The organism is Mesorhizobium sp. ES1-4 (assembly GCF_020164745.1).
GTDB lineage: Bacteria > Pseudomonadota > Alphaproteobacteria > Rhizobiales > Rhizobiaceae > Mesorhizobium.
In genome coordinates this window covers 75,187-100,029 of record NZ_JAIUGV010000007.1, presented here as the reverse complement: position 1 = coordinate 100,029, position 24,843 = coordinate 75,187, and the positions used below count along the sequence as shown (strand labels likewise).

Genomic DNA, 24,843 nt, shown 5'->3' with positions numbered 1-24,843 from the left:
TTCCAGGAAAAGTGCGTAGCGGTTTTCCGTCCGGAATTGCGTGAAAACAAGGAGCTAGAGCGGTTCAGCGATTCTATCAGACGCTGAACCACTCTAGGCTGTCGCTTCGTTGTGAAACCAAAAGGCCGGGCCGCGACGCCCGGCCTTTTGCTTTTCAGGCATGGGCTGATTCCGGCAGGGCCTCTGCCCGCCGGCGCCGGATCGCCTCGGCGATGAAGACGCGCGACAGCGCGTGATAGAGCGGCTCGTGCGAGATCAGGCGCGCCGTGCCGTAGCCCAGCATCGAGGCCAGCATCAGGCCGATGACATTGTCATGATTGCCGGTCATTTCGAGGATGATGACGAAGGCCGTCATCGGCGCCTGCACCACGCCGGCGAAATAGCCGGCCATGCCGAGCAGGGCCGCGACGCCGGCGCTGCTGCCGAACACCAGGCCGAGCGAACTGCCGATGCCCGCGCCCACCGCCAGCGAGGGCGCGAAGATGCCGCCGGGTATCCCTGAGATCATCGACAGCAGCCCGGCCGCGAATTTCTCGGCAAAGAAGAACCAGGGCAGCGGCGCGCCTTCGACCGCGCTGCGCGCCTGCGCATACCCGGTGCCGAAGGTCAGCCCGCCCGAGACGATGCCGATCACCGCCACCGCCAGCCCGCAGACCGCCGCCACCAGCAGGGCGCGCCACAGCGGCTGCAGCGCGTGCCAGCGCCGGATCCTGCGTGTTCCCTTGAGGGCCAGCAACGAGAACAATGCGCCGAAGCCGCCGCCGATGACGCCGCAGGCGATCACCAGCGGCCAATCGGCGGCAAACGAGATCGTGTCCTTGGACACGCCGAAATAGGTGTAGTTGCCGAGCAAGCCGAGCGAGGCAAGGCCGGCCAGGATGACCGCCGTCAGCACCAGTCCGTTGGTGCGCGCCTCATAGGTGCGGCCCATCTCCTCGATGGCGAAGACGATGCCGGCAAGCGGCGTGTTGAAGGCGGCGGCGATGCCGGCGGCCGATCCCGCCAGGATCAGGCCGCGCGCATGCGCCATGCCGCCCCAACGCGCTGCCTGCAGCATCAGCGAGGCGCCGACCTGCACGGTCGGCCCTTCGCGGCCGATGGAAGCGCCGCAGAACAGGCCGACAAGAGTGAGGGCTATCTTGCCCGCCACCAATCTGAGCGACAGGATATGGCTGCGGTCGTCGTCGTCGCGCAGGTGCCGGGCGGCGATCGCCTGCGGAATGCCGCTGCCTTGCGAGCCCGGGAAGAAAGCGTGCGCCAGCCATGCGCAAAAGACAAAACCAAGCGGCGTGATCGCAAGCGGCAGATAGAACCGCCAGCCGCCGTCATTGCCGATCACCACGTGGAACAGCGCCTGTGCCTTGTCGGCCAGTATGGCAAACAACACGCTGATCAGGCCGATCGAAATCGCACCCGCCCAGAACACCAGACGCGGCTGCCAGACGCGGCGCGAGGCCCACATGGCGCGCGAACGCCGCAGCATGGGATGTCTTCGCGATTGGCCGGCCATCTCTGTCCTCATGGGAAAACCCAGCCCTAACACAGACATGATGTCGATCAAGTGCGAGTCTGCTGATCGGACGGATCAAAAAGCCGCATCGCGGTTGTGTCCTCTTCAGCAAGGAGCCCGCGATCATGAGTCAGGTCGGATTTGCCGTGAGGTGCGAAAGCTCGCGGACGGCATCATGGGCGCCCAGATATCAAAGCTGCCCGTCCCGCCGGCCTCCGGGCCGGCGGGCAAGCACTGGCGAGATCGTCACATGGCCATTTTTTCACATTCGGCCTGGGCTTTCTTGGTCGACGTGTCGACCATGTAGGTTTTGCCCTTGGCGTCGGTCATCATCATCATGCAATGCTTGATCGGCTTGGCCATCTTCATCATGTCGGCGCTCATCTTGGCGTCCGGCATCATGGTGCCCATGTGCCCGTCGGGCATGATCGCGGTCACTTGGCCACCCTTCATCATGGTCATGGTGCCCATCGTATCCTCCGCGAATGCCTGCGAGGCGCAAAGAGCGGCGAGGCCGGCAATGACGGCGAGCTTGATCGAGTTCATTCCGCATACTCCCATTGTGCAGGGGCACAGTCGCCCCGTTCAGTGTTCGCGGACAGCTCGCCAGCCGTTACGCCGACACGAATATGTGATCGATCGCGCGCCAGGGACAGCACCAGGCAGGCGCACTTCGTCCGACGCCGCCGAGCGACGGGACAGGTTGGCCGATCATCCGCAGCATGACTCTGCCGCCAAGCTGTGCTATGCGCCGCGATTGACGTCCGGCACGATGCATGAAATCGGCCGCAAACCACTTACATCAGTGCGACCATGACCTTTTCACTCGACCTCACCGCCGAAGGCGCCCGTGACGCGTTGCGCGCCCGCGCTGCGCCCTCCGAAAAACCATCGCTGATCGGGCTCACGCGCGCCGAGCTGGCGCAGGCCCTTATTGCCTCGGGCACCGTGCCGGAGCGCCAGGCGAAAATGCGCGCCCAGCAGCTCTGGCACTGGATGTATGTGCGCGGCGTTTCCGATTTCGCCGGCATGTTCAACATTTCCAAGGACCTGCGCGCCGAACTCGACAAGCACTTCACCGTCGCCCGGCCCGAAATCGTCGAGGAGCAGATTTCCGCCGACGGCACGCGAAAGTGGCTGTTCCGCTTTCCGCCGCGCGGCGCCGGCCGGCCGGTCGAGATCGAAACCGTCTATATCCCCGAGGAAGGCCGCGGCACGCTCTGCATCTCCTCGCAGGTCGGCTGCACGCTGACCTGTTCGTTCTGCCACACCGGCACGCAGAAGCTGGTGCGCAACCTGACCACGGAGGAGATCCTGGCGCAGTTGCTGACCGCGCGCGACCGGCTCGGCGATTTCCCCGACCGCGACACGCCCGACGGCGCCATCGTGCCGGCCGAGGGCCGCAAGGTGTCGAACATCGTCATGATGGGCATGGGCGAGCCGCTCTACAATTTCGAGGCGGTCAAGAAGGCGCTGCTGATCGCCTCCGACGGCGACGGCCTTTCCCTGTCGAAGCGCCGCATCACGCTGTCGACCTCCGGCGTCGTGCCGGAAATCCTGCGCACCGGCGAGGAGATCGGCGTCATGCTGGCGATTTCGCTGCATGCCACCAATGACGATCTGCGCGACCTGCTGGTGCCGATCAACAAGAAATATCCGCTCAAGGAGCTGATCGCCGCCTGCCGCGCCTATCCCGGCCTGTCGAACGCCAAGCGCATCACCTTCGAATATGTGATGCTGAAGGACGTCAACGATTCCATCGAGGACGCCAAGGGCCTGATCAAGCTGCTCAAGGGCATTCCGGCCAAGATCAACCTGATCCCGTTCAACCCGTGGCCGGGCACCAACTACCAGTGCTCGGACTGGGAGACGATCGAGAAGTTCGCCGACTACATCAACAATGCCGGCTATGCCTCGCCGATCCGCACGCCGCGCGGCCGCGATATCCTGGCCGCCTGCGGCCAGCTGAAGTCGGAATCGGAGCGCATGCGCAAGGTCGACCGCCTTGCGCTGGAAGCCATGATGATTGCGGGGCACGGCGAGGCGTGAGCCGTCTCGTCGCCTGCTCGAAGCGCTTAACGGTGATCGCGGTCGGCTATGTCGCCGCCGTGCTGACCTCGATCCTGGTGCCTGTGCTGCTGATCGTTCTGTTGGCCGGAATCGAGGACGGCAACTGGTCGATCATTTTCACATTCGACTGGCTGGCCTCCTTTCCGCTTGCCGTGCTGACCGTGGCGATCTGCGCGCTGCTGATCGTCGGCCCCGCGATCTTCGTCGCCGAGCGGCTGGCGCTGCGAGGGTGGTTCTATTTTGCCGTCACCGGTGCGATCACGTCGATCGCCTTCGGTGTTTTTGTCCCGGGCTCGGCCGGAGGCTTCGTTTTCAACCCGGGCTTCCTCGGCTTTCTGGCCGCGGCCGGCATTGCCGCCGGCTGGGTCTACTGGCTTCTGGCTGGGCGCAAGTCCGGTCATCGCGCGGGCCGTGATCCCCGATGAACCGCCTCGTCGCCTACATCGTCCGCCTTGCCATCATCCTGTTCGGCTATGCCGTCGCCTCGCTGGCGGCGAGCGCCTTCCTCAACATCCTGTTCCTGGCCTCGTTCGGCTACGCGCCGGCGCAAGCCCATCCGGCGGCGACGGCATCGCTCTATTTTTCAATTCCTTTCGTCGCCCTGTTCGTTGCCTATTTCGGCTTCATGCCGGCCGCCGTCGTCATCCTGATTGCCGAAATCCTCGGCCGGCGCGACTGGCTGTTCTACGCGCTGGCGGGCGCGGTGGTGGCGGGGGTTTTCCTCGGCCTCGTCGACCACGCCGGCGATTCCCCCTTCGCGGTCACCGGGACCGGCGCCATCATGGCCGTCATTGGCGGCGGCATGGTCGGCGGCATCTTTTATTGGCTGAGCGCCGGGCGCTGGGCCGGAAGCTGGTGGCAGGACGGGAAAGCGTCTATTTCGCCTGGGCCGTCAGGATCTTGAGCGCGAAGGCCGAGAACACGCCGGCGAAGAGATAGTCGACCACGCGCGTGACGCGTGGGCTGGCCTTCATCGCCGCCGAGAATTTTTCCGCCGCCAGCACCATCGGCGCCGTCACCGGGATCGACAGCACGATGAACATGGCGCCGAGGAAGAACAGCTTTCCCGGCGCGTGCGGGTCGTGCGCGGAGACGAACTGCGGCAGGAAGGTCATGAAAAACAGGATGATCTTCGGGTTGAGCAGGTTGACGCCGAGCCCCGCCGCCCAACTGCGCAGCAGGGAAATTTGCGGGCCGCTCTTCTTCTCCGGCGAAAACGCCGAGCCCTTGGCGATCGCCTGCCAGGCGAGGAAGACCAGATAGCCGGCGCCGAAGATCTTGAGCGCGAAGAACGCCATCGGCGAGGCGACGATCAGCGCCGAGACGCCGACCACCACCAGCGTGGTGTGGATCAGCGTGCCGCACAGCGCGCCCGCCATCGAGGCGAAGCCGGTGGCGCGCCCCTGGCTCAGCGTGCGCGACACGAACAGCGTCATGTCAGGGCCTGGCGTGATCGCCAGGATCACGGTGGCGATGGCGAATTGGATCAGCGTCGTGGTGTCGGGAATGAAGGACATGGCGGGGGCCCTTTGGCTTGGGGAGATCAGCCTATAGAGGATGCCGCCCTTTCTTGCCAGCGACCCGACGGCAAGAGTGCTGATCCAGCCCGGCCGATCGTGGTGTCACCCACCTGCCTCGTGTTCATCTCTTGCGCAGCCTTGAAGCGGCGTGATACCTCGCGCGCCGAGAACTCCTGTCGCGGAACCGCCAAATGTCCAAGCTCAAAGACGTCAAGAAAGTCGTGCTCGCCTATTCCGGCGGCCTCGACACATCCATCATCCTGAAATGGCTGCAGACCGAGCTCGGCGCCGAGGTCGTCACCTTCACCGCCGATCTCGGCCAGGGCGGCGAGCTGGAGCCGGCGCGCCGCAAGGCCGAGATGATGGGCATCAAGGATATCCGCGTCGTCGACGTGCGCGAGGAATTCGTGTCCGACTTCGTCTTCCCGATGTTTCGCGCCAACACCGTCTATGAAGGCACCTATCTGCTTGGCACCTCCATCGCGCGGCCGCTGATCTCCAAGCACCTGGTTGAGATCGCCCGCGAAACCGGCGCCGACGCCATTGCGCATGGCGCCACCGGCAAGGGCAACGACCAGGTGCGTTTCGAGCTTTCGGCTTACGCGCTCAACCCCGACATCAAGGTCATCGCGCCGTGGCGCGACTGGTCGTTCAAGTCGCGCACCGACCTGATGAACTTCGCCGAACAGCACCAGATCCCGGTGCCGAAGGACAAGAGGGGCGATGCGCCGTTCTCGGTCGACGCCAACCTGCTGCACTCCTCCTCCGAGGGCAAGGTGCTCGAGGATCCGTGGAGCGAGCCGCCGGAATTCGTCCACCAGCGCACGGTGTCGCCGATGGACGCGCCGGATGCCGTGACCGAGATCGAGATCGAGTTCCTGAAGGGCGATCCGGTCGCGCTCAACGGCAAGCAGCTGTCGCCGGCCACCATGCTGGCCGCGCTCAACGATCTCGGCCGCGACAATGGCATCGGCCGGCTCGACCTGGTCGAGAACCGCTTCGTCGGCATGAAATCGCGGGGCGTGTATGAAACGCCCGGCGGCGCCATCCTGATCGTCGCCCATCGCGCCATCGAATCGATCACGCTCGACCGCGGCGCCGCGCACCTCAAGGACGAGTTCATGCCGCGCTACGCGGAGCTCATCTACAACGGCTTCTGGTTCTCGCCCGAGCGCCTGATGCTGCAGGCGATGATCGACAAGAGCCAGGAAGACGTCGAAGGCACGGTGCGGCTGAAGCTCTACAAGGGCAATGTCATGGTCACCGGCCGCAAGTCTGGGAAGACGCTCTATTCCGACGCCCTGGTCACCTTCGAGGACGACCGTGGCGCCTACGACCAGAAGGACGCCGCCGGCTTCATCCGCCTCAATGCGCTGAGGCTGCGCACATTGGCCGCGCGCAACCGCAGTAAATAGCCGGACGCGCCATCTCGGCCGATACCTGGCGCTGCTGGACGGGGAGAAAAACGCTAAAATCAAAGCTTTCGTCAATCGACAGCGCTGCAGAACGAGCGCCAACATCGCCGCAAATCCCTTCTCCCCGTCACCATACGGGGAGGTGAGGCGTGGTCCGCGCAGCGGACGAAAAGCCAACTGCTTGGCTTTTCGAGCAACGATCGCCGGCAGGCGGATGAGGGGCAGCGCAAACGCTCGAAGAGAGCCCTGGCCGGGCTTGCCATCGATGATATCGTTTGGACACAATTCCAGACGGAATTTCGATCAGTCGGCGTCGATCGCGGTGGCGATGCGGGCGATGGCCTGCTGGTAGACGCTCGCGGAATTCCAGCCGGCGATCGCCTCCATATTCGACTGCGCGCTGGCACCAGCCCGCCAGCCATGGCCCTTGAGGAAGTTGGCGGTGGAGGCCAACGCGGTGGCCTTGTCGCGCAGGTTTCCGCTGCCGACCGCATACTTCAAGACATTTCCAGGCAGGAACTGGGTGTGGCCGATCTCGCCATGCATGGCGCCAACCGACGAGGAGCTCAACGCCCCGCGGTCGACCAGCTTCAGGGCCGCGATGGCGTGCGGGTGGAAGTAGTCGGGGCGGCGGCAATCATAGGCAAGCGTCAAAATGGCGGAGACCGTATTCTGGTTGCCCATGGAGGCGCCGAAGCCTGTCTCCATGCCCCAGATGGCGAGCAGCACGCCCGGCGACACGCCGTAGTTGGCTTCGATCTGGTTGAACAGCGCCGCGTTCGACTTCTTCAGCGCACGGCCCCTGGAAATGATCACGGCCCCGCCACGGCGCTTCATGAAATCGTCCACCGAGCCGCTGAAGGCCTTGTGGATGGCACGGTCGGCGGCGATCGTCCTTGTTGCGTAGGTCGCGCCGGCGAGAGCGGCCAGGCCCCTCGACCCGACACCTTCGGACTTGGCCTCGGCGGCGAAATCCTGCTTCCAGGCGTCGAAGCCGGCGCCGGTCTTGCCGCAGCTGGCCGCCGCCTGCGCACCCGTCGCCAGCCCTAGCACCGCCACCACCGCGGCCGCTAAAATCCTACCCTTGGCAAGCAATGCCATGTTGTTCTCCTGATTGCCTTGATTCACGTCCCGATTGCGAATTTGCCAGCGAAACACGCATTTGTCACCGTCCGTGGCGCGATGCTGGCGAATGCCGGGGAATTTGCCTACGATCAAGTGATTATTATGGCGACATGGAAGAGGCCGGGCCGGCGAGGCGAAATAGTCTTGCGCAACGAGGAACACCGGCCTGTGGTTCGCGTTTGGCCGGATCATCCCGTGTCCTCCTGATGAATTGAGACCGATATGAAACTCTTCGACTGCCCGCATTGCGGCCACCGTCTCTATTTCGAGAACGCCCAATGCCTGAACTGCGGCAGTCTCGTGCTCTATGATCCCGAGGGCGCGCGCTTTGTCCTGTCCGGCGCCGAAGGCGCGATCCAGTGCACCAACGCCGACGAATGCGCCTGCAACTGGATGGCCGAACCGGGGCAGGTCTTTTGCCGGGCCTGCGTGCTGAACCAGCTGATCCCCGATCTCTCCGTCGACGGCAACCGTGGCCGCTGGATCCGCGTCGAGGCGGCGAAGAAGCGCGCCATCTATTCGCTGCTCGCCTTCGGCCTGCCGGTGGCGCCCAAGCAGCACCCGACGGACGAGATCGGGCTGGCCTTCGACTTCCTCGCCGATCCGATCGGCAGCGGCCCCGGCGGCGAACGGATTCTCACCGGTCACGACAATGGCCTGATCACCCTCAATGTCGCCGAAGCCGATTCGGCCGAGCGTGAAAAACGTCGCGTCGAGATGGGTGAGAACTACCGTACGCTGCTCGGCCATTTCCGCCACGAGCTCGGCCATTATTACTGGGACCGCCTGATCCGCGACGATCCGCGACGGCTGGAAGCTTTCCGGGCTTTGTTCGGCGACGAGCGTGCCGACTACGAACAGGCGCTGAAGGCTTACTACGCCGACGGCGCCCCGCCCAACTGGCAGCAAGACCACATCTCTGCCTACGCCACCTCGCACCCATGGGAGGACTGGGCCGAGACCTGGGCCCACCACCTGCACATCACCGACACGCTGGAGATGGTGCACGCGCTGAACTTTCCGCTCGGCCGGCTGGAGACGGTGGAGGCGAACGAACTGCCACAGGGCGACACCGGCGGCGGGCTGCAGGCAGCGCCTTCGGCGCCTGCAAACACGCCCGAACCCTTCGACAGGATCCTTGCCCGCTGGCTGGTGCTGTCGGAAGCCTCCAATTCGATCAACCGCTGCATGGGCCTGCCCGACCTCTACCCCTTCGTCATCTCGGACGTGACGGCGCAAAAACTGGCCTTCGTTCACGACCTTCTGACTGGTTTGCCGAAAGACGCGGGAACAAATCGTGAGTTGGCTCGCGCGTTTTAGCCGGAACGCATGCGCCGCTGCCCCGTTTTCACCGCCGAGGGACTGTGAAACGGAGAGAAGCCATGAAACCCCTATTGTTCACCGCCGCCGCCGGGATGCTGACCCTGATGTCGGGCGCCGCGCTTGCCGATACCGCGGTCTCAGCCGTCACCGATCTCAACGTGCGCGCCGGCCCAGGCCCGCAGTACCCGGTGATCGGCGTGCTCGCCGCGGGCCAGTCGGCGACGCTCAATGGCTGCATCGAAAACAGCAAATGGTGCACGATCGCCGAAGCCGGCGGCCAGGGCTGGGTTTATTCCGACTACGTCACCGCCGATTTCAGCGGCACCCGGGTGGTGCTGACGCAGCGTCCGCACGGCTCCAGCGTTGCCGTCGTGTCGCCGCCAGACGACATCGGTAACTATTCGACCGACTACACCGGCGCGATCGTCTCCGGCGATCCGGTCGTGGGTGACTTTCCCGCGCCTCCCGCCGAAGTTCGGACCTATATCGATACGCATCGCCTCGACCCCGTCTATCTCGATGGCGAGGTGGTGACCGGCGCAACCCTGCCCGACACGGTCGAACTGCGCGAAATTCCTGATTACAACTACCGCTATGTCTATGTGAACGGGCAACGGGCGCTGATCGATCCGCAGACGCGGCGCATCATGTACGTGGTGCGCTAACACCATGGCCGGCGGTCGCCGTCGCGGCCGCTGGCGACACCCTGGATAGGCGATCGCGGCGGGTTGGCCAGCGCCTGGAGCCGCGTATCCTTGTCGATATCCTTGGGCGATATCGATTCCGATTTCCGGGGCCATCGGCTAGATAAGGGAGCGATGGACTCGGGATCGGGGACAAGCGTGAAAATCGACGACACCGCCTTCGAGCGCTACCGCAACACGCCGAATGCCGGGACCAATTTGCTCCGTCTGTTGTTGGGAACGGCTATCGTCGTCCTGCTCTGGGGCGCCACCACCGCCGCCGTGCTGTTCGGCGGCGCCTATGTCTACTTCGCCTGGCAGGCCGCGGTTTCGCCCTATGCCATGCAGGGTTTCCTTGCCTCGCCCATCGGCGTCCTCAGCGCGCTCGCCTCTTTTGCCGGCATCTGGATCGGCCTGTGGATCGCCATGCGCTGGGTGCATGGTGAGCCACTATCGGCCCTTCTCGGCGCGGACCGCCGTGTATCGAGATCGGACTTCCTCAAGGGGCTGATCGCGGTGCTGATCACCTCGGCCTTGTCCGAGGTCCTGCTCTATTGGCTGGAGCCGGGGATCGCGCGCGGCTCGATCAGCCTGTCGTCCTGGCTGCTCTTCCTGATCCCGATCGTTGCGCTCACCCTGTTGCAGACGTCGTCCGAAGAGATGCTGTTCCGTGGCTACCTGCTGCGCGGCCTGGCCAACCGGTTCCGGAGTCCTTTCATCTGGGCGCTGCTGCCCGGCCTGCTGTTCACCTCGCTGCACTGGAGCGGCGGTTCGTCGGCCGCAATCAACGCTTGCGTGCTGGTCTCGATCGCTGCTTTCGCGCTGCTTCTGACGCTCCTGGTCTATGCCACCGGCAATCTCGGCGCGGCGCTTGGCGCCCATCTCGGCAACAATTTGACCGGCTTCCTGCTGATCTCGCATCAGGAGAGCTACAATTCCTTCGCCCTGTTCACCGCCACGCCGCTCGAAGGTCCGGGCTGGACGACGACGGACGCGGTTCTTATCGCCATGATCGGCATCGTCAGCACCCTGCTGACGATTGTGTTGTTGCTGCATCCGCGCTCGCCGCTCAGGGTCTCGGCCGAGGTTCCGAACGGCGCCGATACGATCTGATCGCGGCCCGGAAACGGCGCCGCGGGGGGGTAGTGGGTCAGTTTGAAATCCGGCCTTTGACACCTTGCGATGCCATATTGGATTCATGACACAGCAAGCCGTTAGGATGCGAGGTCGTTCCGATGGCTGCTGGCGTGCCTGACAGGCTTTGGGAAATCGGCGACATCGTTGCGCTCATTGAGGCGAAGGAAGCGGAGAAGCCAATGGTGCGCGGCCATTACAAAAAGCGAATTGCGGGGTAGCAGCAGCCAGAGACTTTCAGCGCTATGGTTAGCACTCACTAATATGCTATAGGAAAAATGGTGAGGGGCTGGTTCCATGAGACAGTTGCTAGGACACATTGCATTGGCGTGGCTTGTGCTGCCCGGCGATGCAGGCGCCCATGATTGGTATACCGGCAAAACTGATCCCGTTCGTCATTATAACTGCTGCGGCAACAAAGATTGCCGGCCAATCGATTCCAGCGACGTAAGGGAGACTAGAGACGGCTATTACGTCAGGCTTCCTCGTCCTGCCTACATGAATGACACAGAAGAAGCAGAGTGGTTTATCCCTCGGGAGCGCGTCCAGGAAGCGCCCGATGATCGGTACCATCTCTGTGAGCGCCTAATGACGTTCTATCGAACGATCATCCCCCATATGAAGTTCGAAGCGTATCAGAGATATAGGTGGACGTGCTTCTTCGCGCCGATGGGCACAGGTTCAATCCAATCGGAATGAACATCCCGCTGCAAATTTCAAACTGACCCACTACCCGCGCGGGTCTTGCCTTGACTCTCGCGCCGATTTCCTGTCTACACGCCCCGAATTCCGCGACGAGTATCCCTCCGAGCAAGCCGACCAGGACGCCGAAGCCTCTTTGGGGCCAAGTGCTGTAAACAGATCCTGGAGGCCACACCCGGCAGCGCTGAGCGCCCCCGGGTGCTTTTTGGTTTTGGGCTTTTGCTTGGACTGGCTTTTGCTTGGACACTGGGCGCGAACGCATTACCTCTCGGGCACCATCCGGGTGTCAGGGAAAGGACAAAGAATGTTTGAATCGCTACAGGAGCGCACAAGAGGCGTGGAGGGCCATCGGCCCGACAGGGATCACTATGAATCCAAGGCGCTCTCGCGCGGTGGGTCGATCAATGTTTGAGTCCCTACAAGAGCGCCTTGGCTCCATCCTGAACGGCCTGACCGGCCGCGGCGCGCTGTCGGAGGCTGATGTCTCGGCGGCGCTGCGCGAGGTACGCCGTGCGCTGCTCGAGGCCGACGTGGCGCTGGAAGTGGTGCGGTCCTTCACCGACAAGGTGCGCGAGAAGGCGGTCGGCGCCGCGGTGCTGAAGTCGATCAAGCCGGGACAGATGGTCGTCAAGATCGTCCATGACGAGCTGGTCGACATGCTCGGCGCCGAAGGCGTCGCCATCGATCTCAATGCGCCGGCTCCCGTCGTCGTCATGATGGTCGGCCTGCAGGGCTCCGGCAAGACGACGACTTCGGCCAAGATCGCCAAGCGGCTGACCGAGCGTCAGAACAAGAAGGTCCTGATGGCCTCGCTCGACACGCGGCGTCCTGCCGCGCAGGAGCAGCTGCGCCAGCTCGGCGAGCAGGTCAAGGTCGCGACGCTGCCTGTGATATCGGGCCAGAACCCGGTCGATATCGCCAAGCGCGCGGTGCAGGCGGCCAAGCTCGGCGGCCATGACGTCGTCATCCTCGACACCGCCGGCCGCACCCATATCGACGAGCCGCTGATGGTCGAGATGGCCGACATCAAGAAGGTGTCGGGCCCGCACGAAATCCTGCTGGTCGCCGACTCCCTGACCGGTCAGGACGCCGTCAACCTGGCCAAGAGCTTCGACGAGCGCGTCGGCATCACCGGCCTTGTGCTGACCCGGATGGACGGCGACGGCCGTGGCGGCGCCGCCCTTTCGATGCGCGCCGTCACCGGCAAGCCGATCAAGCTGATCGGCACCGGCGAGAAGATGGACGGGCTGGAGGAATTCCACCCCAAGCGCATCGCCGACCGCATCCTGGGCATGGGCGACATCGTCTCGCTGGTCGAAAAAGCCGCCGAGAACATCGATGCCGAGCAGGCGGCGGCGATGGCCAAGAAGATGCAGTCGGGCAAGTTCGACCTGAACGACCTTGCCCAGCAGCTTCAGCAGATGTCGAAGATGGGCGGCATGGGCGGCATCATGGGCATGATGCCCGGCATGGGCAAGATGAAGGACCAGATGGCCGCCGCCGGCCTCGACGACAAGATGTTCGGCCGCCAGCTCGCCATCATCTCCTCGATGACCAAGGCCGAGCGCGCCAACCCGGACTTGCTCAAGCACTCGCGCAAGAAGCGCATCGCCGCCGGCTCCGGCACCGATGCCGCCGAGATCAACAAGCTGCTGAAGATGCATCGCGGCATGGCCGACATGATGAAGGCGATGGGCGGCAAGGGCAAGGGCGGCGGCCTCATGCGCGGCATGATGGGCGGTCTTGCCTCCAAGATGGGACTTGGCGGTTTGGGCGGCGGCATGATGCCCGGTGGAATGGGCGGCATGCCCGATCTGTCGAAGATGGACCCCAAGCAGCTGGAAGCCTTGCAGAAGCAGGCGCAGGCGGCCGGCCTCGGCGGCATGAAGGGCTTGCCCGGCGGTCTTCCGGGCGGCGGGTTGCCGGGCCTGCCCGGCGGCATGAAGCTGCCTGGCCTTGGCGGCGGTGGCGGCCTGCCCGGTCTCGGCAAGAAAAAGTGAGCACGCTATGAACGAAGAAAAGGACATGGCCGACGCCCGCACCATACTGGCCGGCTACCGCGCTTCGATCGACAACATCGACGCGGCCCTCATCCACATGCTGGCCGAACGCTTCCGCTGCACCAAGGCGGTTGGCGTGCTCAAGGCAAAACATGGCTTGCCGCCGGCCGATCATGCGCGCGAGCAGCAGCAGATCGCCCGTCTTCGCCAGTTGGCCAAGGACGCGCATCTCGATCCGGATTTCGCGGAGAAATTCCTCAACTTCGTCGTCCGCGAAGTGATCCGGCACCACGAACAGATCGCCGCTTCGAGCAGCGGCGGGACAAAAAACTCGCTGCCAACGGCGTGACGAAAACCGGCTGACAACCAGCCACAATCTCATCAACGAAATCAGAGCATTTAGGAGAAAAGAAATGGCACTGAAGATCAGACTGGCCCGTGCGGGCTCGAAGAAGCGTCCTTACTACCACGTCGTCGTCGCCGACGCCCGTTCACCGCGCGACGGCCGGTTCATCGAGGCGCTCGGCTCGTGGAACCCGTTGCTGCCGAAGGACGGCGAGCGCATCAAGGTCGACGCCGACCGCGTCAAGCATTGGCTGTCGCACGGCGCCCAGCCGACCGACCGCGTGCTTCGCTTCCTCGACGAGGCCGGCCTTGCCAAGCGCGAAGCCCGCTCCAACCCGAAGAAGGCCGAGCCCGGCAAGAAGGCGCAGGAACGCGCCGCCCTGCTGAAGAAGGCGCAGGATGACGCCGCTGCCGCCGTCGCAGCCGCTTCCGCCGCACCGGCCGAGGAAGCAGCGACCGCCGAGTAATCGCTTCCCATTCCTGGTGGAAACCGAACGGCGGGCCTGTGCCCGCCGTTTTGTTGTTGCAGTCCTATAGCAATTCCAGGAAAAGTGCGTAGCGGTTTTCCGTCTGGAATTGCGTGAAAGCAAAGAGTTAGAGCGGTTCAGGGATTCTACCACACACTGAACCGCTCTAGCCGATCAATAACCGCTTGGGCATCTTGCAATATAGGTACGGCCGTAGCGGTCGCGATAGCGGCACTGGCCCGGTTCGCTGGCCCGGCCGATCAGCGCGCCGGCCACGGCACCGACCGCACCGCCGACAACCGCGCCCTGTACCGGGTCACCAGCCACCGCCGCGCCGATCGCGGCACCGCCAAGGCCGCCCACGGCAGCCCCTTTTTCCGTCTGCGAACACGCGCCGAGCGCCGTCGTCAGCACCAGAATGGTCAAGATTTTCTTCATTTGTCGTTCCTCTCACATGCGGGTCGCCGTCCTCGCCGCCATGGCTTAAACTCACAGACGGCTAATTTGATCCCGAAGACAATGAAGATTGGCGTTTCGAGCGCCGGCGCCGGCAGCGCTCGGTTCCTTCTATAGCATTGAGGCTGTTGGTGATTTAGCGTTCTACGAGACGCTTGCAGATTGTCGAGGCCAGCCTCGAAATCCTTGCCGATCAGCCTGTCTAAATTCATGAAAAGGCCCATCGGTTGGCGACGAACGGCCGGGCGCCGCGCATCGCCCAGGCGACCGTTGTGGTCCCACCCGAAGGCGTTAAACTGAAATCGACGCTGTTTGCCCTGAGACGACATCGCAAGTCGGAGACAAGAATGACCGGCGAGACAGACCTGCGAAGGCTTCTGGCATCGATGACGCCGCAATTGCTTCCAGATGTGCATGTCTTCGCTACGCTGGCACCTGACGTACCGGTGCCGGCCGGGCTTGAGCCCGTCATGCGGTTCGCGAGCGGGAGGGCCTGACTTTGATCGTGACGGAAGATCAGGCGGAGGCCGCCGGCCTCGCGGGGACGTTCCGTTGCCGGATGATCACGCTGAACATACACTCGTCGCTGGAAGCCGTCGGCTTCCTCGCCGCCATCACCGCGCGCCTCGCCGCCGCCGGCATGGGCGTCAATCCGGTTTCGGCCTTTTATCACGACCATCTGTTCGTGCCGGCCGACAGGGCAGGGGAGGCGATGGAGGTGTTGCGCGAACTGAGTATTGATAGCGCGAGTTGAAATCGGCGCTGAGCGACTTTGACAGCCAATCGCATGGGTCGGCAGCGCCAAATTGGCATGGCCAACGCTGCCCCTCATCCGCCTGCCGGCACCTTCTCTCGTGAACGGGGAGAAGGGAGCTGACGACCGAAGGCCGAGCCCGCGACCGCGGGCCGCCGGTCGTCCGGCGCCCTCGCGGACGGCCCGCCGCGGCAGCGGCGATACGGCCCGTGAGCGGGATTAAGCCGCCTTCTTCTTCGGCTGGATGAGCCCACGCTCGACCAGCAGTTCTGCGATCTGCACGGCGTTCAGTGCCGCGCCCTTGCGCAGATTGTCGGAGACGATCCACATCGACAGGCCGTTGTCGACGGTCGAGTCCTCGCGGATGCGCGAGATGAAGGTAGCGTCCTCGCCGGCCGATTCCAGCGGCGTGATATAGCCGCCGTCCTCGCGCTTGTCCAAGACCTGGCAGCCCGGCGCCTCGCGCAGGAGGTCGCGTGCCTCATCGGCGGTGATCGGCTTCTCGAACTCGATGTTGACCGCTTCCGAATGGCCGATGAACACCGGCACGCGCACGCAGGTCGCCGTCAGCTTGATCTTGGGATCGAGCATCTTCTTGGTCTCGGCGACCATCTTCCATTCTTCCTTGGTGAAGCCGTCGTCGAGGAAGACGTCGATGTGCGGGATGACGTTGAAGGCGATGCGCTTGGTGAACTTCTTGACGTCGACCTGGTCGGCGACGAACACCGCGCGGGTCTGGGTAAAGAGCTCGTCCATGCCTTCCTTGCCGGCGCCGGACACCGACTGGTAGGTGGCGACGACGACGCGCTTGATGGTGGCCGCATCATGCAGCGGCTTCAGCGCCACGACGAGCTGCGCCGTCGAGCAGTTCGGGTTGGCGATGATGTTCTTGCGCGTGAACAGCGCGATCGCGTCGGGGTTCACCTCCGGCACGATCAGCGGCACGTCCTGGTCGTAGCGGAAGGCCGACGAATTATCGATGACGACGCAGCCCTGCTTGCCGATCTTCGGCGACCATTCCTTGGAGACATTGCCGCCGGCCGACATGATGCAGATGTCGGTGTCGGAGAAATCATACTGGTCGAGCGGCCTGACCTTCAGCGTGCGGTCGCCGAACGACACTTCCGTGCCCATGCTGCGCCGCGAGGCCAGCGCCACCACTTCGCTCACCGGAAAGCCGCGCTCTTCCAGTATGTTGAGCATTTCCCGGCCCACATTGCCCGTGGCGCCAACGACTGCAACCTTGAAACTCATAGAAATCTCCTGTCCCTCTCCGCTTGGTTTTGGAGAAAACCCGCCGGCCAGATGCGGGTCCCGTCCCCCGGGCCGGACCCGGGAGAGGGTGGTTAGGCCAAGGGAATCACACCGTTTTGGTGGTGGTTTTCTTGGCCGTAGTTTTGCTGGAACGAGGCGACGCGTCGATACGCCCGGCCAGATGATTGTGGCCAGGGAGGTCGAATGCAAGAGGAGCCATCAAAAGGCCGCGCATCGAAATTGATCCCGTTCGAAGCGGGCTTTTACGCGGTTTGCCGCAGGAGTCAATCGGCGGCACGGCGCGGTTTTCCCTTCTCCCCTTGTGGGAGAAGGTGGGCTCGCGAAGCGAGGTCGGATGAGGGGTGCTCCAGCTTGGCACCGACGGCGATCCTTCCAGCACCCCTCAACCGTCTTGGCGCTGCGCGCCAATCCACCTTCTCCCACAAGGGGAGAAGGTGGAACCGGTGTCTCCTGCCCTGTACAAGAAGGGCTGCAGGAAGTACGAACAGCCAAGATTGTATGGCTGGCGCTGCGCCAGCCCCGGTATGCGCTCCATGATGAGCGCGGAACCCTGAATTCCGAAAGAACGAGATGTCCAACTTCGAAGGTATCGTCCCTGCGCTGGCACAAGCGCTGGAAAAACGCGGTTATTCCGAACTGACCCCGGTGCAGAAGGCGGTGCTGGAGCTCGGCCAGGCCGACGCATTGGTGTCGGCGCAGACCGGTTCGGGCAAGACGGTGGCCTTCGGCCTCGCCATGGCACCGACGCTGCTCGACGGGGCGGAACGTTTCGGCCCGGCAGCGGCCCCGCTGGCATTGGCGGTGGCGCCGACGCGCGAGCTGGCGCTGCAGGTGACGCGCGAGCTCGAATGGCTCTACGAGCTGACCGGCGCCACCGTGGCGTCTTGCGTCGGCGGCATGGACATGCGCACCGAGCGGCGCGCGCTGGAGCGCGGCGCCCATATCGTCGTCGGCACACCAGGCCGGCTGCGCGACCATATCACCCGCAACTCGCTCGACATGTCGGCGTTGAAGGCAGTGGTGCTCGACGAGGCCGACGAGATGCTGGACCTCGGCTTTCGCGAGGATCTCGAATTCATCCTCGACGCCGCGCCGGCCGAGCGCCGCACGCTGATGTTCTCGGCCACTGTGCCGCGCTCCATCGCCACGCTCGCCCAAGGCTACCAGCGCGACGCCGTGCGCATCTCGGCCGCCGGCGAGGAAAAGCAGCATCTCGACATCGAGTATCGGGCGCTCAATGTCGCCCAGGCCGACCGCGAGAACGCCATCATCAACGTTCTGCGCTTTTATGAAGCCAAGAACGCTCTGGTGTTCTGCAACACGCGCGCCGCCGTCAACCATCTCACCGCGCGCTTCAACAACCGCAATTTCTCTGTCGTCGCGCTGTCGGGCGAGCTCAGCCAGAACGAGCGCAGCCATGCCTTGCAGGCGATGCGCGACGGCCGCGCCAAAGTCTGCATCGCCACCGACGTCGCGGCGCGCGGCATCGACCTGCCCAACCTCGAGCTGGTGATCCACGCCGACCTGCCGACCAATCCCGAAACGCTGCTGCACCGCAGCGGCCGCACCGGGCGTGCCGGGCGCAAGGGCGTCAGCGCGCTGATCGTGCCGAACAGCGCCCGCAGGCGCACCGAGCGGCTGCTGCAAAGCGCCAAGCTGACGGCGACATGGGCGAGCCCGCCCTCGGCCGACGACGTGATGCGGCGCGACGACGAGCGCATTCTTGCAGACCCGGCTTTCGACGAACCGGTGAAGGATGACGAGCGCGCATTCATCGATGCGCTTCTGGCCAGGCACGGCGCCGAACAGGTGGCGGCGGCCTTCGTACGGCAATGCCGGTCCAGCCGCTCGGCGCCCGAGGACCTCATGGACGTCGCGCCTTTCACACCTTCGCGGGAAAGACCGGCGGGCGAAAAGTTCGCGCATCACGACGAGGCGCCCAGCCGGCGCGACGATTTCGGCGCCAGCGTCTGGTTCTCGCTATCGGTCGGGCGCAGGCAGAACGCCGAGCCGCGCTGGCTGATCCCCATGCTGTGCCGCGCCGGCAGCATCTCCAAGCGCGAGATCGGCGCCATCAAGATGCAGCCGGAAGAGACGTTCGTGCAGATCGCCGCCGACTGGGCGGAGCGTTTTCTCGCCGCGATCGGGCCGGACCGCAAGTTGCAGGGCAACATCGTGGTCAAGCGGCTGGAAGGCACGCCGGACCTGTCGCGCGCCGGCTATCAGCCGCCGAGCCCGGACAAGAAGCCGCATCGCGGCAAGGCGCCGTTCGACCCGAACGCACCGAAGCGCAAATTCGAGAAGCGTGCACCGGCTTCGGCCGACCAGCGCCCGGCAGCCGCGCATGAGGCAAAGCCGTGGGCGAAAAAGCCGGGCAAGCCGAAATTCGACAATGCCGGTCCGCCAAAGCACAAGAAGCCGAAGAAGCGCCCTTCGTAGGACAGGGTCTCCTCGACCCCCGCGAAGCTGGGGGAGGCCAGGCCCTTGCTACGCCTTCGTGCTCGCCACGGAGGCGCTCTCCTTCAAACCGGCCTTGATGGCGGCCCAGCTTGCCGATGCCGGCGTCGGCCGATGCTGTCTTGCGATGCGCTCCGCCAGCGAGGATCGCCAGGCGTGGTCTTCCGCCATCTTGCGGATGGCGGCGTACCAGCCGGCCTGGTCGTTGGGGTCGATCGCCGGCATCAAACCGCCGCTCGCCTCGATCAGCGACGGCGCGGTCGAAACGATGACCGGAACGCCGAAATCGAGGCATTCCGAGGCGCCGTAGCCCCAGCCCTCTATATGCGAGGGAAAGACGCCGAAGGAGGCGCTGCGGTAATACCGGATGAGCTCCTCGTCGCTGACCGGCCCGGTGAACGTGACCGACCGCAGCAGCTCGGGATGATCCTTCAGATAGGCGCGCAGCGGCTCGATCATCCAGCCCCAGCGCCCGGCGCAGACAAGCCTCGGCAGTTTTACGCCTTCTTCCAGCGCCTGCTGCCAGATCTTCGCGAGCAGGATATGGTTCTTGCGCACCTCGATGGTCGAGCAATAGATCACGAACGGTTCGCCGCTCTCGATGCGCGAGGTCGCGCCCATGCGCGAAGCGGTCTCGTGCAGGATGGAGGGCATCGGAAACCGGTACACCACCGGCGCGGCGATGCCGGCCTCGCGCATGTGATCGGTCAGTGTCGCGCCAACCTCGTCGGAGGCGCAGAACGCCGGCGCGCCGGTGCGCACCAGCTGTTCGAGATAAGAGCCGAACCGGGTCTCGCCGATGCCCGAACCGAGCAGGTCCGGGCGCAATGTCGGGATGAGGTCATGGCAGAGGAAGGCGAGCTTGCCGGCGGCGCTTGAAAACGCGGATCGATCCTCCTGGGTCAGGATGTGATGGCTGATCAGCACCAGGCCCGGCTCCGCCTCGGTGCTGTTGCCCGGCGCGTCGGGCTCCGCGCCGAACCGGTTTCGTGCCCGCTGGTACAGGCGATAGGCGCGGATCAGCAGCCGCGCCGCGTGGTAGGTTGCCCCTTTGCGGCCGTTGGTCACCGTCCTGGCAAGATGACGGTCCGTCTCGCGTTTGTCCCATGGCCGTTGCCTCACCGCCGCGAAAGCCTGCGACAGGGCGGTGTGCGTTCCCGGCCACCGTTTGACGCGCTGCGGTGAAATCCGGCCCGCCGCGACATGCTCCAGTTCATAAGGGGCAAGCGGCTGAAACTTGCCCTCGTTCGGCCTGAAAACCACCGCCTCCACGCAAGGATCCGGATCCGCCAGCGCCGCATTGACGAGAAAGCTCTCCACGCGCGGTATGCCAGCGAGGCCCTTGCCGGGTGGCCAGAACATCAGCCCGGTGGCGTCGATGGCCAGGACAGGGGCGGCCGGGTTCGAAGGCGCTGCGGCGTCCCCGTTCCCGGGTATACCGCTGGCATAGGAATGGTCGACCGTCATTGTCTGCCTTGGCGAAGTCGGCTGCACCCAAGGCCTTATGCTTGATTTGCCGCGCACATGGTAGCCATGTCGCACGGTCTTGCCCGCTGGCTCGGCCCTGTGCCACACCTTTGGGGGGACGTGGCGACAGGGGGCGGCGATGCAGGGCGAAGTGCTTCATTATGACGAGGACCAGGGCTTCGGATTCATCGCCGGAGCCGATGGCAACCGCTATACCTTCACCCGGGAGAGCCTTCGCAGGGAGACCGCCATACTCAAGGGGATGGCGGTCGAATTCCGGCCGGGCGGCGGTCAGGCGCGCGACGTTTTTTCGATCGCCGCCCATGCTGCCGGTGCCGTTGCTGCCCGGGCGGCAACCCCGGCCGGCACAATGACAGCCGCCATCGCGCCGGCCATCGCTTCCGCATCCGCCGCGGTCCCAATCGCGCCGCGGCAGCATTTTGGTCGGCCTACAGATGCCAGGTCTTCCGACGCCACCGGCTTGTGGAGCTATTTCCAACGTGCCGTGACGGAAAACTATCTCAACTTCACCGGGCGTGCTCGCCGCAAGGAATATTGGGGCTATTGCCTGTTCTGGTTCATCGCCCTGCTGGTGGTGGCGGGCATTGGTGTTCTGACCGATGTCGAGATGGGTCACTTCGACGATGCCGCAGTGCCGGCCGTGACGATCGGACTGCTCAGCCTGTACCTGCTGGCGACATTCCTGCCCGGCCTCGGCATGACCGTGCGCCGGCTGCACGATATCGGCCTGTCTGGCTGGCTCTACCTGCTGATCCTCATCCCGAGCATCGGGGGCCTGATCATCCTTGTCTTCGCGCTGATCCCGACGCAGGGACGCGAAAACCAATGGGGGCCAGTGCCGGCGGGGATCAGAATCTAGCTTCGCGTGCATATGCAATCGCAAACAACCTATTGTAGCACTAAGCATATCGCTACAGGAATGGGGGCCGGGGCGGCTGATCCGCCGTTCAGAGTCGGAGTTAAGATTCCGCTTGCATTATAGTCTGCGCACAGATAATCTGTGCGCAGAGCGATTATCGGTCGGGGATGGAGGCCAGATTATGTGGAGCAATGAGTACACCGCGATTTCGCCGCTACCGGCTCGCGCTATCTGGAATGCGCTCAAGGCATTGCATGAAGGACGCCTGACCTATGAAGGGTCGGATACCTTCGTGCTGCACGGGCCATTCGCCAAGGGCACCCGTGTCTCGGTGACCCCGGTGGGCCAGGACACTTTCGAATCCACCATCGTCGATCTCGTGGAAAACGTCACCTATGCCGACCAAACCTCGTTCGGCGATTCGACGCTGCTGTTCCGGCATACGCTGGTGCCGGTCGAAGGCGGCACGCAGGTGACCCATAGGCTCGAAATCTCGGGCCCGTCGGCCGCCGAGGTCGGACCGGAGCTCGGGCCGCAGATCAGCGGCGATTTCGACGCCTCAATGGCCAGGCTGTTCGAAGAGGCAAAGGGGTTGGCGAGCCGTGGCTGACGGGGAGAATTTGGGCACACGCTTCAAGGGCGGACCTTCGGAGAGCCCCGGCTTGCTGCTCTGGCGAACCACCATGCGCTGGCAGCGCGTCATGACGGCGACACTGGCGCCGCTCGACCTGACGCATGTCCAGTTCGTGCTGCTGGCCTCGGCCATGTGGCTCGGCCGCGATGGCGAGCCGCCCAACCAGGTGCAACTCGCCGCCCAGGCGGGGGCCGAAGTGAAGATGACGTCGGATGTGGTTGCCAGGCTCGAGGCCAAGGGATTGATAGCGCGCGAGGCTGACCCCAGGGATTCCCGCGCCAAGGTGATCCGCGTCACCGCCGCCGGAGCGGCCGCCGCACAGCAAGCGATCGTCGCCGTCGAGACCGCCGACGCGGCCTTTTTCGAACCGGTGGACGAGGCTCGGCTCGTCGGCCTGCTGCAGCGACTGGCCGGCGAGGTCCGCTGAGGCCGAGTTGCCTTCGGCTAGGGCAATTCCAGGAAAGGTGTGAACGGTTTTCCGTCCGGAATTTCGTCAAAACAAGGAGTTAGACCAGATTGCCGTTTCTGTGAAACGGTGAACTGCTCTAAGCCAGGAACTTAGTGATGATGGCGTCGCCCATCTCGACCGTGCCGACCTCGGTCATGCCTTCGGACATGATGTCCTTCGTCCGCAGACCGGCATCGAGCACGGCGGCGATCGCGCCCTCGAGACGATCGGCTTCCTCGACCATGCCGAAGGAATAGCGCAGGCACATGGCGAAGGAGGCGATCATGGCGATCGGGTTGGCGATGCCCTGGCCGGCAATGTCGGGCGCCGAACCGTGCACCGGCTCGTAGAGCGCCTTGCGCTTCTTGGTCTTCACGTCGGGCGCGCCGAGCGAGGCCGACGGCAACATGCCGATCGAGCCGGTCAGCATGGCGGCGATGTCGGACAGCATGTCGCCGAACAGATTGTCGGTGACGATGACGTCGAACTGCTTTGGCCAGCGCACCAGCTGCATGCCGCCGGCGTCGGCCAGCATGTGGTCGAGCTTGACGTCGGCATAGCGCGCCTTGTGGGTCTGGGTGACGACCTCGTTCCACAGCACGCCCGACTTCATGACGTTGCGCTTTTCCATCGAGGTGACGTGGTTCTTGCGGGTCCGCGCCAATTCGAAGGCGACGCCCGAAATGCGCTCGATCTCGAACGTGTCGTAGACCTGCGTGTCGATGCCGCGCTTCTGGCCGTTGCCGAGATCGATGATCTGCTTGGGCTCGCCGAAATAGACGCCGCCGGTCAGCTCGCGCACGATCAGGATGTCGAGGCCCTCGACGACTTCCTGCTTGAGCGAAGAGGACGCGGCCAGCGCCGGATAGCAGATCGCCGGGCGCAGATTGGCGAACAGCTCCATATCCTTGCGCAGCCGCAGCAGGCCGGCCTCGGGGCGCACCTCGTAAGGCACCGCATCCCATTTCGGCCCGCCGACGGCGCCAAACAGCACCGCGTCTGCGGCCATCGCCTTTTCCATGTCGGCATCGGAAATCGCCGCGCCATGCGCATCGTAGGCGCAGCCGCCGACCAGGCCCTCGTCGGTGACGAAACCGCCGCCGAGCTTTGCGTTCATGGCCGCGATCAGCTTCTTGACCTCGGCCATGGCCTCGGGGCCGATGCCGTCGCCGGGGAGCAGGAAAAGATGCTTCGTTGCCATGGAGAAAACCGTCCCAGAAAGATTTGAACCGCGGCCTTGCTAAACGCCAAGCGGTTGCAGCGCAAGGGGACGGCGAAGAACCTATCGCCGCGATCCTTCACGCCAGCACATTCAGCCGTCGCGACTGCGCCCCGCTGACGACGGTCACCGATGCGCGAGAATGTTGACCAGCCGGCCAAGGGGATCGCGCACATAGAAGCGCCGCACGCCCCAGGGTTCGTCGGCCGGCCCGTATTCGATGGTAAAACCGGCGGCCTTCATGGCTTCGAGCGCCGCATCGACATCGTCGACCTCGATGGACAGATCCGGCACAGGCGTACCGGACCCGCCTTGCGCCATGACGCTGACCTGCACCTGCATGGTTTCCCCGGAACCGTAGGTGGTGATCCAGCCGTGATCCATGAGCAGGTCGAGACCGAGCACGTCATGGTAGAAGCGTCTCGCCGCCGCCGCGTCTCGTGTTTCGATGTTGGCTACGATGCGCCGGACCCTCATGGCCTTGATCCCCCTCAGGTCGTGCGCCGCAGCGCCGTAACCTCGATCTCGATCTTCATTTCCGGCTTGTTGAGCTGGCACACGATCATCGTCGCCGCCGGCCTGATGTCGCCGAACGTTTCGCCGAGAATCGGGAAGACCACGTCCACGAAGGCCTGGTCGGTGATGTAGTAATGCGCGCGCACCACATCGGCCATGTCGAAGCCGCCGTCCTTGAGTGCCTTGCCGATCGTCGCCAGGCAGTTGCGCGTCTGCGCCTCGACCGTTTCCGGCATCGTCATTGTCGCATAGTCGTAGCCGGTCGTCCCGGACACGAAGCACCAGTCGCCCTGCACCACCGCGCGCGAATAGCCGGCGGTCTTTTCGAAAGGCGAGCCGGTGGAGATGAGCTTGCGCATGAGTATCCTCGCATTCGTCCGTGCGTTTAGCAGGGATGACATAGCCCAGCCATGGGCCACAGATAGGCGATTGCTGTCGTGAAA

24 protein-coding genes and 1 pseudogene are annotated in these 24,843 nt (G+C 64.3%); 15 read left to right on the top strand and 10 right to left on the bottom strand.

All coding sequences use genetic code 11. The features are described from left to right. Nucleotides 1–154: 154 nt before the first annotated feature. Both LB556_RS15025 and LB556_RS15020 read right to left on the bottom strand, forming a co-directional pair. On the bottom strand, nucleotides 155–1,510 hold the full coding sequence (locus tag LB556_RS15025) for a chloride channel protein (RefSeq protein ID WP_224568293.1): 1,356 nt from the start codon (nucleotides 1,508–1,510) through the stop codon (nucleotides 155–157). Between the two features lie 246 nt (nucleotides 1,511–1,756). After that, entirely contained in the window at nucleotides 1,757–2,056 is a 300-nt protein-coding gene (locus LB556_RS15020; protein ID WP_224568291.1) for a hypothetical protein, read from the bottom strand. Between the two features lie 267 nt (nucleotides 2,057–2,323). On the opposite strand from LB556_RS15020, the gene rlmN reads away from it, so the two are divergent. From rlmN to LB556_RS15005, 3 genes are read left to right on the top strand one after another with little or no spacing between them, the layout of a single operon-like run. Further along, nucleotides 2,324–3,559 (top strand): 23S rRNA (adenine(2503)-C(2))-methyltransferase RlmN, encoded by a 1,236-nt coding sequence (gene rlmN / locus LB556_RS15015; RefSeq protein ID WP_224568289.1) that lies wholly within the window; start codon nucleotides 2,324–2,326, stop codon nucleotides 3,557–3,559. Beyond that, a complete protein-coding gene (locus tag LB556_RS15010; protein ID WP_224568287.1) occupies nucleotides 3,556–4,005 on the top strand; it encodes a hypothetical protein in 450 nt (149 codons plus the stop codon). The genes rlmN and LB556_RS15010 overlap by 4 nt, the downstream gene beginning before the upstream one ends. Then, nucleotides 4,002–4,484: a hypothetical protein gene (locus LB556_RS15005; RefSeq protein WP_224568285.1), complete on the top strand. Its 483-nt coding sequence runs from the start codon at nucleotides 4,002–4,004 to the stop codon at nucleotides 4,482–4,484. The genes LB556_RS15010 and LB556_RS15005 overlap by 4 nt, the downstream gene beginning before the upstream one ends. Here LB556_RS15005 and LB556_RS15000 read toward each other — a convergent pair. After that, entirely contained in the window at nucleotides 4,456–5,097 is a 642-nt protein-coding gene (locus LB556_RS15000) for a LysE family translocator (protein WP_224568283.1), read from the bottom strand. The two genes, LB556_RS15005 and LB556_RS15000, sit on opposite strands and share 29 nt — an antisense overlap. A 194-nt stretch (nucleotides 5,098–5,291) precedes the next feature. On the opposite strand from LB556_RS15000, the gene LB556_RS14995 reads away from it, so the two are divergent. Then, nucleotides 5,292–6,515 (top strand): argininosuccinate synthase, encoded by a 1,224-nt coding sequence (locus tag LB556_RS14995; protein WP_224568281.1) that lies wholly within the window; start codon nucleotides 5,292–5,294, stop codon nucleotides 6,513–6,515. Nucleotides 6,516–6,818: 303 nt separating this feature from the next. On the opposite strand, the gene LB556_RS14990 is transcribed toward LB556_RS14995, so the two are convergent. Next, the gene (locus LB556_RS14990; RefSeq protein WP_224568280.1) at nucleotides 6,819–7,616 is read right to left on the bottom strand and encodes a lytic transglycosylase domain-containing protein; all 798 of its coding nucleotides are present in this window, start codon (nucleotides 7,614–7,616) and stop codon (nucleotides 6,819–6,821) included. 246 nt (nucleotides 7,617–7,862) lie between these two features. Here LB556_RS14990 and LB556_RS14985 point away from each other — a divergent pair, with 246 nt between their 5' ends. The 6 genes from LB556_RS14985 (at nucleotide 7,863) to rpsP (ending at nucleotide 14,294) form a co-directional block, all read left to right on the top strand. Continuing rightward, complete coding sequence (locus tag LB556_RS14985; protein ID WP_224568278.1) at nucleotides 7,863–8,960, top strand: putative zinc-binding metallopeptidase; 1,098 nt, start codon at nucleotides 7,863–7,865, stop codon at nucleotides 8,958–8,960. A 62-nt stretch (nucleotides 8,961–9,022) separates the two neighbouring features. Beyond that, on the top strand, nucleotides 9,023–9,628 hold the full coding sequence (locus LB556_RS14980; protein WP_224568276.1) for a DUF1236 domain-containing protein: 606 nt from the start codon (nucleotides 9,023–9,025) through the stop codon (nucleotides 9,626–9,628). Between the two features lie 177 nt (nucleotides 9,629–9,805). Continuing rightward, nucleotides 9,806–10,759: a CPBP family intramembrane glutamic endopeptidase gene (locus tag LB556_RS14975; RefSeq protein ID WP_224568274.1), complete on the top strand. Its 954-nt coding sequence runs from the start codon at nucleotides 9,806–9,808 to the stop codon at nucleotides 10,757–10,759. 1,127 nt (nucleotides 10,760–11,886) lie between these two features. After that, a complete protein-coding gene (gene ffh / locus LB556_RS14970; protein WP_224568264.1) occupies nucleotides 11,887–13,482 on the top strand; it encodes a signal recognition particle protein in 1,596 nt (531 codons plus the stop codon). 7 nt (nucleotides 13,483–13,489) lie between these two features. Continuing rightward, a complete protein-coding gene (locus LB556_RS14965; protein ID WP_224568262.1) occupies nucleotides 13,490–13,831 on the top strand; it encodes a chorismate mutase in 342 nt (113 codons plus the stop codon). Between the two features lie 64 nt (nucleotides 13,832–13,895). Continuing rightward, nucleotides 13,896–14,294 carry a 30S ribosomal protein S16 gene (gene rpsP, locus LB556_RS14960; protein WP_224568260.1) on the top strand — a complete coding sequence of 133 codons (399 nt, stop codon included), beginning with the start codon at nucleotides 13,896–13,898 and terminating at the stop codon, nucleotides 14,292–14,294. A gap of 174 nt (nucleotides 14,295–14,468) precedes the next feature. Here rpsP and LB556_RS14955 read toward each other — a convergent pair whose 3' ends face one another. Continuing rightward, the gene (locus tag LB556_RS14955; RefSeq protein ID WP_224568258.1) at nucleotides 14,469–14,732 is read right to left on the bottom strand and encodes a YMGG-like glycine zipper-containing protein; all 264 of its coding nucleotides are present in this window, start codon (nucleotides 14,730–14,732) and stop codon (nucleotides 14,469–14,471) included. Between the two features lie 365 nt (nucleotides 14,733–15,097). Here LB556_RS14955 and LB556_RS14950 point away from each other — a divergent pair. Then, nucleotides 15,098–15,504, top strand: a pseudogene (locus LB556_RS14950) (ACT domain-containing protein). Nucleotides 15,505–15,723: 219 nt separating this feature from the next. On the opposite strand, the gene LB556_RS14945 reads toward LB556_RS14950, so the two are convergent. Next, entirely contained in the window at nucleotides 15,724–16,758 is a 1,035-nt protein-coding gene (locus LB556_RS14945) for an aspartate-semialdehyde dehydrogenase (RefSeq protein ID WP_224568256.1), read from the bottom strand. Nucleotides 16,759–17,349: 591 nt separating this feature from the next. Here LB556_RS14945 and LB556_RS14940 point away from each other — a divergent pair. Next, entirely contained in the window at nucleotides 17,350–19,218 is a 1,869-nt protein-coding gene (locus LB556_RS14940) for a DEAD/DEAH box helicase (RefSeq protein WP_224568255.1), read from the top strand. A gap of 48 nt (nucleotides 19,219–19,266) precedes the next feature. Here the strand turns inward: LB556_RS14940 and LB556_RS14935 are convergent, their stop codons facing one another. Continuing rightward, the gene (locus LB556_RS14935) at nucleotides 19,267–20,703 is read right to left on the bottom strand and encodes a glycosyltransferase (RefSeq protein WP_224568254.1); all 1,437 of its coding nucleotides are present in this window, start codon (nucleotides 20,701–20,703) and stop codon (nucleotides 19,267–19,269) included. 139 nt (nucleotides 20,704–20,842) lie between these two features. Here LB556_RS14935 and LB556_RS14930 point away from each other — a divergent pair, with 139 nt between their 5' ends. The 3 genes from LB556_RS14930 to LB556_RS14920 all read left to right on the top strand — a co-directional run bounded on the left by LB556_RS14930 (nucleotide 20,843) and on the right by LB556_RS14920 (nucleotide 22,644). Beyond that, a complete protein-coding gene (locus tag LB556_RS14930) occupies nucleotides 20,843–21,583 on the top strand; it encodes a DUF805 domain-containing protein (protein ID WP_224568252.1) in 741 nt (246 codons plus the stop codon). Between the two features lie 181 nt (nucleotides 21,584–21,764). Then, nucleotides 21,765–22,193: a polyketide cyclase gene (locus LB556_RS14925; protein ID WP_224568250.1), complete on the top strand. Its 429-nt coding sequence runs from the start codon at nucleotides 21,765–21,767 to the stop codon at nucleotides 22,191–22,193. Next, complete coding sequence (locus tag LB556_RS14920; RefSeq protein WP_411908594.1) at nucleotides 22,186–22,644, top strand: MarR family winged helix-turn-helix transcriptional regulator; 459 nt, start codon at nucleotides 22,186–22,188, stop codon at nucleotides 22,642–22,644. The genes LB556_RS14925 and LB556_RS14920 overlap by 8 nt, the downstream gene beginning before the upstream one ends. Nucleotides 22,645–22,762: 118 nt before the next feature. On the opposite strand, the gene leuB is transcribed toward LB556_RS14920, so the two are convergent. From leuB to LB556_RS14905, 3 genes are all read right to left on the bottom strand, one after another. Continuing rightward, a complete protein-coding gene (gene leuB / locus LB556_RS14915) occupies nucleotides 22,763–23,866 on the bottom strand; it encodes a 3-isopropylmalate dehydrogenase (protein WP_224568247.1) in 1,104 nt (367 codons plus the stop codon). Between the two features lie 144 nt (nucleotides 23,867–24,010). Beyond that, nucleotides 24,011–24,361 (bottom strand): VOC family protein, encoded by a 351-nt coding sequence (locus LB556_RS14910; RefSeq protein ID WP_224568245.1) that lies wholly within the window; start codon nucleotides 24,359–24,361, stop codon nucleotides 24,011–24,013. A gap of 14 nt (nucleotides 24,362–24,375) precedes the next feature. Continuing rightward, a complete protein-coding gene (locus LB556_RS14905) occupies nucleotides 24,376–24,759 on the bottom strand; it encodes a RidA family protein (protein ID WP_224568243.1) in 384 nt (127 codons plus the stop codon). Nucleotides 24,760–24,843: the final 84 nt, after the last annotated feature.